At 43.3% G+C, this 12,850-nt stretch carries 11 protein-coding genes and 2 pseudogenes; 6 read left to right on the top strand and 7 right to left on the bottom strand.

Translation table 11 applies throughout. The features are described 5' to 3' along the window. Window positions 1–39 precede the first annotated feature (39 nt). Entirely contained in the window at window positions 40–921 is an 882-nt protein-coding gene (gene lgt / locus ACEW9J_RS08065; protein ID WP_373544618.1) for a prolipoprotein diacylglyceryl transferase, read from the top strand. 131 nt (window positions 922–1,052) lie between these two features. Here lgt and ACEW9J_RS08060 read toward each other — a convergent pair whose 3' ends face one another. Next, window positions 1,053–1,937, bottom strand: coding sequence for an undecaprenyl-diphosphate phosphatase (locus ACEW9J_RS08060; RefSeq protein WP_373544617.1), 885 nt, complete (start codon window positions 1,935–1,937; stop codon window positions 1,053–1,055). Window positions 1,938–2,149: 212 nt separating this feature from the next. Here ACEW9J_RS08060 and ACEW9J_RS08055 point away from each other — a divergent pair, with 212 nt between their 5' ends. Then, on the top strand, window positions 2,150–2,785 hold the full coding sequence (locus tag ACEW9J_RS08055) for a DUF4337 domain-containing protein (protein ID WP_373544616.1): 636 nt from the start codon (window positions 2,150–2,152) through the stop codon (window positions 2,783–2,785). On the opposite strand, the gene ACEW9J_RS08050 is transcribed toward ACEW9J_RS08055, so the two are convergent. Together ACEW9J_RS08050 and ACEW9J_RS08045 are read right to left on the bottom strand one after the other, a co-directional pair. After that, window positions 2,768–6,826 (bottom strand): Pls/PosA family non-ribosomal peptide synthetase, encoded by a 4,059-nt coding sequence (locus ACEW9J_RS08050; RefSeq protein ID WP_373544615.1) that lies wholly within the window; start codon window positions 6,824–6,826, stop codon window positions 2,768–2,770. The two genes, ACEW9J_RS08055 and ACEW9J_RS08050, sit on opposite strands and share 18 nt — an antisense overlap. Window positions 6,827–7,204: 378 nt before the next feature. After that, window positions 7,205–7,831 (bottom strand): DUF4337 domain-containing protein, encoded by a 627-nt coding sequence (locus ACEW9J_RS08045; RefSeq protein ID WP_373544614.1) that lies wholly within the window; start codon window positions 7,829–7,831, stop codon window positions 7,205–7,207. 56 nt (window positions 7,832–7,887) lie between these two features. Here ACEW9J_RS08045 and ACEW9J_RS08040 point away from each other — a divergent pair, with 56 nt between their 5' ends. Next, complete coding sequence (locus tag ACEW9J_RS08040; RefSeq protein ID WP_373544613.1) at window positions 7,888–8,352, top strand: DUF2127 domain-containing protein; 465 nt, start codon at window positions 7,888–7,890, stop codon at window positions 8,350–8,352. A 1-nt stretch (window position 8,353) separates the two neighbouring features. Here ACEW9J_RS08040 and ACEW9J_RS08035 read toward each other — a convergent pair whose 3' ends face one another. The 3 genes from ACEW9J_RS08035 to ACEW9J_RS08025 form a co-directional block, all read right to left on the bottom strand. Beyond that, window positions 8,354–8,533, bottom strand: coding sequence for a hypothetical protein (locus ACEW9J_RS08035; protein WP_373544612.1), 180 nt, complete (start codon window positions 8,531–8,533; stop codon window positions 8,354–8,356). A gap of 320 nt (window positions 8,534–8,853) precedes the next feature. Then, the gene (locus ACEW9J_RS08030) at window positions 8,854–9,285 is read right to left on the bottom strand and encodes a YidH family protein (RefSeq protein ID WP_373544611.1); all 432 of its coding nucleotides are present in this window, start codon (window positions 9,283–9,285) and stop codon (window positions 8,854–8,856) included. 43 nt (window positions 9,286–9,328) lie between these two features. Beyond that, a complete protein-coding gene (locus ACEW9J_RS08025) occupies window positions 9,329–9,658 on the bottom strand; it encodes an ArsR/SmtB family transcription factor (protein WP_373544610.1) in 330 nt (109 codons plus the stop codon). Window positions 9,659–9,748: 90 nt separating this feature from the next. Here ACEW9J_RS08025 and ACEW9J_RS08020 point away from each other — a divergent pair, with 90 nt between their 5' ends. Further along, window positions 9,749–10,198, top strand: a complete 450-nt coding sequence (locus ACEW9J_RS08020; protein WP_373544609.1) for a beta-lactamase hydrolase domain-containing protein — start codon at window positions 9,749–9,751, stop codon at window positions 10,196–10,198. A 99-nt stretch (window positions 10,199–10,297) separates the two neighbouring features. Then, window positions 10,298–11,164: pseudogene (locus ACEW9J_RS08015) on the top strand (MBL fold metallo-hydrolase); the annotation flags it as partial. 18 nt (window positions 11,165–11,182) lie between these two features. Here the strand turns inward: ACEW9J_RS08015 and ACEW9J_RS08010 are convergent. Beyond that, window positions 11,183–12,321, bottom strand: a pseudogene (locus ACEW9J_RS08010) (IS4 family transposase). A gap of 157 nt (window positions 12,322–12,478) precedes the next feature. Here ACEW9J_RS08010 and ACEW9J_RS08005 point away from each other — a divergent pair. Beyond that, window positions 12,479–12,715 carry a rhodanese-like domain-containing protein gene (locus ACEW9J_RS08005; RefSeq protein ID WP_373544641.1) on the top strand — a complete coding sequence of 79 codons (237 nt, stop codon included), beginning with the start codon at window positions 12,479–12,481 and terminating at the stop codon, window positions 12,713–12,715. Window positions 12,716–12,850: the final 135 nt, after the last annotated feature.

The raw sequence follows: 12,850 nt of genomic DNA, 5'->3' as shown, positions 1-12,850 counted from the left end.
AAAAAGTCTGATGTTATAAACTATTGTTGCAACTTTGATATGTCAAATGTAAGCTTGTATTTGTCTGACTCTCTGTTAACTTTTCTGTTTACTTCTCCAGGCTCGATTATTTTTCAGGTAGGCTTCCTCACATTTAAATGGTATGGATTACTGATTGCCTCTGCTGTAATTATTGGTGTAAACCTATCTCAATATTTAGCCAAGCAAAGAGATATCGATCCCTCATTAATTCAAAAGTTAACGATCTGGCTGGTAGTTACGGCAATTCCCTGTGCCCGTCTTTATTATGTAATTTTTGAATGGTCGGAATATGCCCGTAATCCTGGCGATATTTTAGCGATTTGGAAAGGAGGGATTGCCATTCATGGCGCGATTATTGGCGGATTGGTGACGATAATCGTGTTTGCTCGCTGGCACCGGATCTCATTTTGGAAGTTAGTCGATGTCGTGGCTCCTTCATTAATTTTAGGGCAAGCGATCGGACGATGGGGTAACTTTTTTAACTCGGAAGCATTTGGCGCACCAACTAATTTACCGTGGAAGTTGTATATTCCCATCCAACAGCGACCGCCAGGATTTGAAGGCTTTGAATATTTTCACCCGACATTCTTGTATGAATCACTTTGGAATTTTTCAGTTCTATGTTTACTCCTAACTCTATTCGCTCGTGCTGCCAAACCGAACTCGCAAATCAAAGATGGTACTATTTTTTTAGTGTATTTAGTAACTTATAGCATCGGTAGATTCTGGATTGAAGGACTACGCACTGACAGTCTGATGCTGTTAAATTTGCTGCGGATCGCTCAAGTAATTAGCCTTGCAGGTATTGTGGTAGGAGGAATGGGTTTAATTTGGCTGTATTGGCTCAAACGTCCGCTGCCTGACGTGAATACAACCAGAAGATCCACAACTGAAATATGACTTTTTCTTTCAATTCATACGGGTGACGGGAAGTGCAAATAGTTTCCTCATCGGTTTAACACCTCGATCGAGATCTCCTGCTTCATTCAAAGTGCCATCTCCTATTTGTCGATCGATTTAGGACTGAAAATTTAGTGTAGAAAACCTTGCACCGAGCCGAAAATCAAAAATAAGCCGATCGCTAATCGATACCACACAAAAATCCAGGTACTCTGACTCTCCAGATAACGCAATAGCCCATAAATAGCCAAAAAAGCCGAGATACTCGCCGAAGTCAATCCCACCATCAGCACAAACCAGCCATTAGCATCGAGTCCAGCTTTGAATAGTGCGTGTAATTCGATCGCTCCAGCCAGCGTAACTGCGGGCAATCCCAGTAAAAACGAAAACTTGGCAGCAGTTTCGCGTTCCATCCCCAAAAACAAGCCAGCCGTCAGTGTCGAACCCGATCGCGATACACCTGGAATTAGGGCTAGAGCTTGGGCGATTCCCACCAACAAGCCATCTTTAAGAGTCAGCTTGCCAAATCCTCGCTCTCTACTACCTCGAAGTTCTGCTAAAGCGAGTAATAATGACATGATGATGCAGGCGATCCCGATGACGACTAAACCCCGCATGGGCGAATTGGGCGCGTTGAGAGTTTTCTTGAGCAGTAGACCTAAAATACCGAGTGGTAGCGTCCCGATAATCAGTCCTACCGTGAGTTGGAAATCTCTAGACTGATAATTGCCATCGGCGATCGCTCTTATCGTACCCCCAACTAGACTCTGGATATCTTTCCAGAAGTAAGAAAAAACTGCTCCCAGACTTGCCATCTGCATTGCCGCCGAGAAAGCTGTCCCTGGATCTTGCCACCCTAATAGGCTGGGTACGATCCGCATGTGAGCGGTGCTGCTAATCGGCAATAGCTCGGTAATGCCTTGGACGATGCCCAGAATCAAAACCTTAAACCAACCTAACTTGACAAATCCCAAATCGATTGTTTCTGGTGAATTTACAGCTAAAAAATACGCCATCGAAGTTTTTTAGTAGAATAATAATGAGATAGCTACAATAAATTAATTTGTAATTAGCTCGGTCTATTCGATCGTATCGAATGATTGTCAAGAACTAGGAAAGATCGTCATGTTTTATTTTTCAAATATTTTAGACTTGACGAGTTATTGACTTTTATCGCCTAATCTAGATATGTAGAATCTAAATTTGCTCAAAAGCGATCGTATTAGTTATGGAAGAAGATTTAGGCAGAGAACCTGTTGAGATGCAGGACGATACGAGCGAAGCATTGAAAGAGATGAAGGAGGAGCTAGCCGAAGAAAGATCCGAGCAACGCCAAGAGCGTCAATCTCTGAACTTCATCGGTTTATCTACAGCTATTTTTTCAACCCTAGCCGCAATTGCAGCCATGCAAGGTGGTTACTTTGCCAATGAAGGGATGTTGTCCCAAATCAAATCGAGCAATAGTTGGTCGCAGTTTCAGGCGAAATCTACCAAGCGGCATATCGAAGAATCCAATGTCACGATCTTGCAAGCTCTCCAAAAACCAGTTCCTGCTAAAACAACCAATGAGATCGACAAACTCAATCGGGAGCAACAGGAGATTGGGCAGGAAGCTCGAAAGCTCCAAGCTGAATCAGCGCAGAATCTAGCGCGTCACGAGCTATTTGCGCGGAGTGTTGCAGCATTACAAGTGGGGATTTCGATGGGAGCCATAGCTGCTTTAACTCGGAAACAAACGATTTGGTATGTGGGATTGGGGATCGCCACAATTGGGATTGGATTTATGGTGGCAGGAACTTTACCCAGTCAGGAGCAGGCTATTTCTGCTAACTCGCAAAAAACTGGCTTAACCCAGGGGAATTAGAGCAGTTCGATCGTAACTGCAAGTCACTGGGATACCTTGCCAAGTAGTGGCAGGAGGCAATTTTTCACCTTTCATCACTAATGACATCGGTTGAATGAGTACGTCCTGTTCTAAAACGGTATCGTAGAGAATCATCCCCCAACTACCCACTTGAGCGCGGGGATAGAGATGGAGTTTGCCCAGTTTCATCACCCGATCTTCAAATAGATGAGTTTGGAGAGTAGAATCGCGATCGAGAATCACATTATCCTCGATCGTAATCAGATCGAATTCGGTAAAATCGGTAGTTTCAATATATACATTCCGCCCGATTTTCATCCCCAGCAACCGCAATAGCATGGGCGCAAAGGGCGTACCGAGCAAAAAGAATAAGAATCCTGGGACGATAATCGCTTCATATAGCCCCGTAATCAACTCTGTCCGCCAGATAAAGCTGCTCCATAAGGGTATAGTACCCGATCGATAACGACCGACGACCATCCATTTTAAGCCGATGACGAAGAAGGTTGAAAGTGCGGTAAAGAAGAAATAACAGAAGGGAAAAACGAGGAAAACCCCTGCCCAGATTGCCAAATCCCACTCCCAATTTGAATTGGCATCGGCGATGACCGTCAATCCGAATTCTAAGGTAAAGAGGACGATAAAATGGATGCTCCCAGGAAGCGTAACACGCAAAAACTCGATCGCCAGTCGGATGGCATATAAATGGCGAGGTGGCTTATAGGTTTGCGCCTCTTCATAGCTATCGATAACTTCACGGTGGGGAATATATATCGCTGGAGAACCCAGCCATGCGGTATCTGGTTGCATCGGCTTGTCGCTGACGGGCGGAATTGAAAGGCAACCAATCAGAGAATTATCGGCGATCGTACTGTGTGCGGGAATGAGCGCACCATTACCCACGAAGGTTTGAGAGCCGATTCTCGTTGGGGATAACTCCATCCACCCACGATCGACTTTAACCGCACCTAAAGATACCGTATCGGCGATGAAACTCTCCGAGCCGATCGATAGTAGATCGGGCGTAATATTAGTCGCGGTAGATATCTCCGTGCGCGCGCCAATTTTCGCCCCTAACATTCGCAGCCAGGGCAGCAGATAGAGCGTAGAATAAAGCGTCGGCATCATCTCTAAACTCATACTCATCAGTCGATCGATCCACCATTTTCGCAGTCCAAAACTACTATAGACTGGATAATTACCAGGTTTAACTCGACCCAGCAGCATCCATTTATAAAGTAAAACTTGAAGGCAAAATATGCCGATAAAGGAGAAACTACCTAAGATTGCTGAGGGAATTAGTAGTTCATCGATTTCGAGTTCTTTGAGCAATTCTTGCCACAACAAAAAGCTCGGAATTGCTGAAATAAAAGGAACCAACCAGATGGCAATCGAGCCTACTAAATAACCCAGTTTTAATAAATTTCCGCACTTAGGTACAGGGGTTAGCAGCTCGTCAATCTGACTGCGAGTATTAGGATCTAACTTTGCTGGCGAACCAATCCATGCTTCCCCCGTCGGAATCGTTAACCCATTACCTAGATAAGATAAATCGCCAATTCGAGACCTGTCTGCTAGTTGGGTATGCAATCCTAACATCGTATTCGAGCCGACAAAACAATCGCGCCCGATCGTCACATTACCAATGTTCAGCCTGCCATCGACTATTTCATATCCGACCAAACTAGCACCATCATTGATACTCGTATTTTCACCAATGGTAATTAGATCGGCGGCTACTAGTTCGATTCCCCCCAGATAAACATTTTGACTGAGTTTCACACCCAGTAAGCGGTAATAAGTGTTTAATAACGGAGAGCCAGCTAGATATTCGGTAGATACTAGTTTATGTACTTGCTGCATAAACCAAAATCGCCAATAATAGTTACCCCACAGCGGATAACTACCAGCCTTGTATTTACCGATCGTCAACCATTTCAAGGCAATACTAATTAGGAGTAAACTTGGATGGATTAATAACAGTGTGACTCCAGATAGGGCTAATGCGACATATTTATTCCAGTTATTATCATACAAAGTATCAAAGACAGAAAAAGGTAAGACGATCGGGGTGCTATAGATAAAGTAGAGAACATAAATTCCTAAAATCGTCCAGATATTTCCACTAGGACGCGGTTTGGCGGTCGGGCGTTCGCACGTTTCTCCATACTGGGTTGAGGTTGGATGTTGCTGACGATCTGCCAATGCTGCGGCAAGTTTAGCAACAGTTGGATGTTGATAGATATCTAGTACGGCTAAACCTTGAAATTGAGAATTTTCTCGCAGTTTAGAAATAACGGTCGCTGCTAGTAAAGAATGCCCGCACAATTCCTGAAAGAAATCAGCATCGATCGAGATGTCATTAATTCCTAATATTTCCGACCAGATAAAAGAGATCTTACTTTCGGTTTCATTCGTTGGTTGGCGACCGTTACTACTCTGGAAATTAACGCCGATATTTTGGGGTTCGGGTAGAGATTTGCGATCGACTTTCCCACTCGGCAAAGTAGGCAGAGATGCTAACATCTCCAGACTTATCGGTACCATATAGGCAGGAAGTCGCGATCGCATTGTCTCGTAAATTCTCACTAAATCTAGTTCGGATAAACTCTGCTTGGGGACTAGATAAGCAATCAACCTGTCGATGTTTGCGACTTTTTTAACGGCGACTACTGCCGCACTCACCCCAGCACATTGCATGATGACAGATTCGATTTCTGATAATTCGATCCGAAAGCCGCGCAGTTTTACCTGTCCGTCAATCCGTCCTAAAAATTGAATCTCACTATCATTCGTCCAACTCCCTAAATCCCCTGTTTTATACAAACGATCTGGAATAATACCGATCGCTTTATATCGATCTAAGTTAATAAATTTTTCGGCAGTTAAATCGGGATTATCGACGTAACCCCTTGCCAAACAAATGCCGCCAATATGAATTTCTCCTTCGACTTCAGGCGGACATAATTGGAGATCTTCATCTAAAATATAAACATAGTAAGTTGGTAAAGCTTTGCCGATCGTAATCGCTCGGTCTGGATGACATTCTTGATAAGTACTGACTACCGTTGCTTCCGTCGGCCCGTAAGTATTCAATACTCTTCTATGAGGATTGCACCAGCGAGATACTAATTCCTGCGGACATTGTTCGCCACCCAAAATTAATAACCGAATCGTGGGGACTTCTACCTCCATCATCGCTAGTAAGGTGGGAACGCAAGATAGCACCGTCACCCGCTGCTGGGTCAAAAACACGGCTAAATCTGCCCCAGAGCGAGTTTGTTCTACCGAGCCGACAACTAAGGTCGCACCAGCGGCAAAGGTACACCAGACCTCTTCTACCGACGCATCAAAGGCGATCGAGAATCCCTGATAGACGCGATCTTCAGGCTGAATCTGATAAACAGACTTATTTACCACCTGAATATAATTGGTACTGCTGCGGTGTTCGATCTCGACACCCTTGGGTCTGCCCGTCGAACCCGATGTATAAATGACATAGCTCAAATCGCGCTCGGTCGTATCTACAAGGTGGCGATCCAGTCTTTGGGTAGATTCTAGGGCTATTTCCCCAGCCTGAAGATCGACGCAAATAACATTGACTACCCCAATCGCTTTTTCCTGAGCTAAATCCTCGATCGTCAGGATTGTTTCGATCCCACCATCACTCAAAATATAATCAATGCGATCGGCGGGATATTCAGGATCGAGGGGCACGTAAGCTCCGCCAGCCTTGAGAATTGCTAAAATCGCGATGTATAATTCTGGCGATCGAGGTAGCAATAATCCTACCCGCGCGCCGCAGATCGCACCGCGACGGCGCAAATAATGGGCGAGTTGGTTCGATTTCGCTTCCACTTCTCCATAGGTGAAGATGGCACCACATTCACGTTGCATCGCCCCTAGCGAATTGTCAATAGCTGGGGCCAAGGGACATCTATCCGCTTGAGCTTCAAATAACTGGTGCAAGCACCGGACAATATCGTTCTGTGAGGTCTGGTCTTTAATTGTCAGATCTCCTAATCGGTTGCTCGAAGTCATGCTGTATTGTTATCTTTTTGCAGTTTATGGCAGGGGCAAAACTTAGAGAGTCAATTCCAACTACTTAACTAAAGCCGATCGAGCGTACCAGTTACTGCCGGAGGCTGTCGATCGAACGATCGGGGTTAAAGTAAAGATCGGACATGATGAGATTGTCTCGATCGAATCGGTCGCACGACTGGCTTATCCTCTGCTTGCAAGCAGTATATAGATCGATTGTCAAGAACTAGGAAAGATCGGACATCCTTTGGTTTCAAAATATTTTAGACTTGATGAGTTCTTGACTTTTAGTGACTACTCTTAAATTACTAATTATTTTGGTCTAGTTGTTACCGATCTATAAATTATTAATTGTAAGTGCTTCAAAAGATTTTTCGACTACTTTTTGACTGACTGATGAATAGCAAGAATCGGAGCGGCTATGCTCGTTGAGGCTGCGGCAAAGATCATACAAGCAATACCAACTGTACCCAATCCCATGCCTAAATACCAAATCCGACGATTGCGGGCAATTACCGCGATCGCACTCAAAGAAATGCCCACTTGCAAGGCTGTTATCGCATAAGAAAAATAATTGTGCTGGCGTAAGTCGTATTGAGATATTGCCTGTAATGTAGTTGCATCGGCTTTAATTTTCACCCGATCGCGTGCTAATTTGTCTAGATCTTGCTTGATGGTATTTGGAATAGGTTTTTGTTGAGCTTTAAGCATGATAATTACAGACTCATCCACATGGCGTTTCATAGAATTAGCCTGAAATTGAGTCAATCTATCGCTTGCTTGAGACTGAGAAACTGATGATGCGTTAGCATAGTATCCGCCCAACATTGCGGCAACTGCTGCCGTACTTGATAAAATAGCCGTGGATACACCAAGCCATTTGAGCCATTTATGTTCTGTATTTTCATTAGCTACTTCAGTATTTAGTTCGGTCTTAATTTCTCCGATCGCCTCTAAAACTTGCTCTTGAAATTCATGGGGTTCCGGCCCTAATCTTTCAGCCATAACATGATCCTAATCTATAGAATAATGAAAAATGTCTCACCAACAAAGTTAACTTTATGAAGAAACAACGCCCGATTGCTTTACGACTAATTGTATTTTATAAATGCTTTGTAGCTACTCTGCTTTTCATCGCTGCGATCGCGGCGATCTTTGTCATGAAGAATCATGAGGAGCTGGCAGAATTTTCTAGTTCATATCTACTTAGCACTAAATTATTCATCATTAAATGGTTGGTAAATAAACTTTTAACCATCGCGCCAAACAGCTTAAAATTGAGCGGAATTGTGGCTGGAGTATATGCTTTAGTAACAGCAATCGAGGCGATCGGATTGTGGTACGAAAAAGAGTGGGCAATGCTACTAGTATTAGGATTAGTCGGGATTAGCATCCCTCCAGAAATATTTGAGTTGATTCGAGGTATTACAGTCCTCAAGTTGCTAGTTTTCTCGATTAACATGGCGATGTTTCTATATTTACTTCGCCATGTTGTTGCCACAAGATCTAGAAATCGAGCCGATTGAATTAATACAAAGGATCGTCATAGGGGGGAACTGGATCGATTAAATCGACAATCGAGCAGTCGTTCGCTGGTTGGTGACAACCGTGAGCTGACATGCTAACTTTGAACTTCTTAGACCATAGCAGCAATTCGGGAATTTTAGCAATTCGATCGGTTAAGAATGTAATTTTTGTTACGAACATATTATTGACAATCATTATAGTGTTGTTAAGAATCGAAACTCAATTGATTCTCCTACACCTATCGGTAACGATGAGGATTGGCGATCCGTTATCACTGCTAATACTAATGTGAACCAGATAAAAAAGTTTCACAAATTAGGTAATTAGTCGATCGCCATGACATCAATAAAGTTGTTCACTACCAAGCATAGATTGTAAATGTCAAGAACTAGTCAAGTTTGGCAAAATATAAATTTGTCGAATATTTCATATGACTTTGAGAAAATTTTAAATTTCTTGTCCAAGTTCCTCAAGAAACACTTCCCAGACGCAAATAATATTTACCGATTAGACTGGAGACTTTTAGAAGGTGAAGCAGGAGCAATTATTTCTCGATCGCGAACTAACAGTAAGGGAATACTCAGGATTCCTAAAACAATCACGATTCCAGTCATGACAAACACTGTAGTGCGACTCGGTTGATAATCTCCGCGTTCGATTTGCCAGAATACTTGGCTGTATCGCCATGCAGCCAGAGCGATGAGTGCGATCCCAAAAATCACCATACCAAGACCGAGGTTTTGGGAGTTAAAGAGCGGGTTTGTAGGACTTGCTTGACGGGTGATTACTAGTCCAAGCTGACGCAAAAATAAGCCAAAGCGGGCGATCGCAAATCCAAAACTAATCAGGGCAATCGAGGTGCGGAGCCAAGCTAGGAAAGTACGTTCGTTAGCCTGATGTTCCCGTTGGCGATCGATCGGTGGTCGCGACATGGTGTACCTTTTTATAGCATTGGTATCAAAACAGGAATTCCGTCTAAATTCCGGTTTTGAGTTGTTGAGAGCGTTGCTCTAGACTAACAGAAAGTCGATCGCACACCAATTCACACAACTCAAAAATAATCGGATCGGCAATTTCATAAAAAACAGTGATTCCTTGTGGCTGACGAGTCACCATCCCAGCTTGGGTTAACACCTTGAGATGCTTGGAAACGTTCGCTTGTCCTAATCCCGTTGCGGCAATAATTTCCGTGACATTTTTAGATCCTAATTTCAGACAACACAAAATTTGCAGCCGACTCACTTCAGATATCACTTTGAAAAACTCGGCAACGGGAGCCAGGGCTTGAGGAGATGACTCTAACATATCCACTTACAAATTACATCCTACTATAGACAGTAGCTACTATATTACCATACGGTAATATGGAAGATAAGTTAAAAGGACAAGAGCGCAATGGAAAACGTTAAAAAAATCAACGAGCAGCTAACCGTAGCCGGACAGGTGAAAGCAGAGCAGTTGCAGGAAGCGGCGGCGGAGGGATATAAGTCTGTACTGAATTTGCGATCGCCTGAAGAGGAAGGCTTCATGCACGATGAGCAGCAACAAGCAGAATCCGCAGGATTGGAATATGTCAACATTCCAGTTAAGCCAGATGGAATGACAGACGAGTTGACAGATCGAGTTTTAGCGCAAATCGATCGACTACCAAAACCCGCTCTGATTCATTGCGCGAGTTCGATGCGTGCAGGTGCAATGGCATTTATGAACGTAGCAACGCGACAAGGGATGACACCAGAGCAAGTGTTTGAGAAAGCAACTGAAGCTGGCTTTGACTGTGATTCTCAACCACAGATGAAGCAATTTTTAGAGAGTTACGTCTCTAAGCACTCAAAGACAGTTTAAGTTTTTTCGACTATTTAATAAAGTCAGGTTCGTGCATAAATATTTGGTAAGATCGCCTGACTTTCCTGGGATAGATTACTATTGTATGGAGAAAGCATAATGGCTTTAGTTTTAGAGCAAATAAATGTTGAAGGATTAGCCCACTTATCCTATCTGATTGGTGACGATAAAGCAGGGGTAGTAGCAGTGCTCGATCCCCGCCGCGATGTAGATATTTATATCCAAAGAGCCAGAGAAATAGGTGTAAGAATTACCCACATTATCGAAACTCACATTCATGCGGATTTTGTCTCAGGCTCCCACGAATTAAAAGCGAGAACAAATGCGCCGATATATGGTGGGAAAAGTGATGACTATCAATTTGATTTACATCAGCTAAATGAGGGCGATGAATTAAAAATTGGTAACGTTACCCTTCGCGCACTACATACCCCTGGACACACCCCAGAACACATCTCGCTGCTAATTTTTGACGCGAAACAAGGCAAGGAACCATTTGCTATATTTACTGGTGATTTTTTGTTTAACTTGGATGTGGGAAGACCAGATTTACTAGGCGGAGGAACGGAAAAGAAACTAGCGGCACAACTCTATCATTCATTGTTTGATAAACTCCTACCGTTAGGCGATCGCCTAGAAATTTATCCTTCTCATGGTGCGGGTTCATCATGTGGTAAATCAATCGGCGATCGCCGACAAAGTACCATTGGTAATGAAAGAATTTTTAGCTCAGTATTTAAACAGCGTACCGAAGCAGAATTTGTCGAATGGGTATTAGGTGGAATGCCAGAACCACCCACACACTACCCACGTTTAAAAAAGGTCAATGCTAAAGGGGCAAAAGTATTAGGTGATGTACCGATTTTACCGCCGTTGTCGCCCCAAGAATTTCAACAGTTGATGCAAGATGAAAATACAGTAGTTATTGATACCCGCTCTATTCTTGCCTTTGGTGGCGGACATATACTACCCATCAGTGACAAGTTAAGCTTGTGAGACAGTTGTCAAGCGGACTTGAGGAGATCGCTCAAAGAAAAAATCAATGTGCCTACTGGCGGACTCAGGGAAAGGAGCAATAATCAATTTGACGTTGGGTTTTCGGACAGTTTTAACAATGCCCAAATCTTGATTTTCCTTTGCCGCAAAGTAGAGAACTGGATCGGTAGCCAAGCCTTTTTGATGAGCAACGTAAAAATGATAAAGACCGCGATAAGTCATCTCCAATGAGATTCGGTCAAATGGTAAAGCTAATTCATTAGCTATCGCATCACCTAAATCGACTAAAACCGCGTAAAATAGCCAAGTACCCCACTGGACGGGTCTCCCGCCCAGTAAAGTTGTAATTGAATTCCATTAATCGAACCAGTCCATAAATAACTTAATCCCAACAGTCTTTTGACAGTGTTGAACGCCTCTTCTATTCGCCACCGCTTTCCATATAAATCGGCAACTACATAAGGTGGTAAAACTAATGGGTCAATTACGCTAGTTAAATAAGAATGCCATGCTTTGCCTGAGCGGATTTCAACCAATCGCACTGTGATGTATGGAGTCTTCTCTGTGCCCGAACCCATTCTGACCAGACGATCTCGGATACTATAGCTATCTGTAAGTATTTGTTTGATTTCCAGGGCTGCTCCTTTCTTTAATCGAGTGATAAAGTGAGCTTCTTTCTCGACTAGTTGTTGCCAAAATCGAAAGTGATAAAATCCTCTATCTAGCAATATTAGTGTTTTACTCGTGATGATATTCAAGATATCTGACTCAAAATTAACATCTGATGCTTTGGGATTTTCTCTAAACCAGATCGATACTGGCAGCCTAGTAATTAGATCTATTACTACCCCCATTTTTCCCGCTAATTTCCCAATTGGCACATCTTCTAAACTATTTAGTTTCCGAAAAATTGCTTCCAGTGTTGAGCCATCACATGCCCAAATTCGCTCGAACTTACCACTCGCGAATTGAATGCTATCTGGTAACGTCAGTACCGCAGCCACCATGAATGGTAGATTTAAAATTCGATCTCTCATGCCCAACTGGCGATAGTAGTTTTCTTGGGCTGTGATGGCTGGTGTTACCAATGCTTCCAGTTGTGCAGCAATGACTTCTTCTTCCACCATAGGTCGTTGCTGTTGTCTGGCATGGTCACGATTTAGTCGCTTCTGGCTGGTGGCTTTAAGCATCATCAAACTCCCCAAACTTCTATCTAGTCTGAGTTTTACACATTTTCCTTGCCCTCTTGACAAACTCTCGACTTTCTTAACTTGTCACTGATGTATACTACCAGGCGCAATTAACATCGCTTTGCGTCCAGAATTTCCTAACTGGATAGGTTGGATGATTGACCCAGAAAAGAAAATTTTAATGGTGTTAGAAAGTGAACGCGGTGTTAGTTTAGCTTCCCAGCAGTTATTCCGAATTGGCTATGACAATATTGTTGGGTATCTTCACGATGGCATGACAAGTTGGCAGGATGCAGGCAAGCCTTTAAAACATCTCGGTGAATGGATGTGACTTCTGGCATAACTTGGCCGAAACGGCCAAGTTATGCTTGACAACCACAAGTACCTGTCTAGAAAAATCCCAGTAGCAGTAGACCTGACCGGAAATTTTTGATCCTTACCAAGCCTGGGTTTGCGATCGATCTCG

This window comes from Chamaesiphon sp., assembly GCF_041737865.1.
Lineage (GTDB): Bacteria > Cyanobacteriota > Cyanobacteriia > Cyanobacteriales > Chamaesiphonaceae > Chamaesiphon.
Note: the sequence above shows the minus strand (reverse complement) of the source record. Positions and strands in the feature narration are given on the sequence as shown.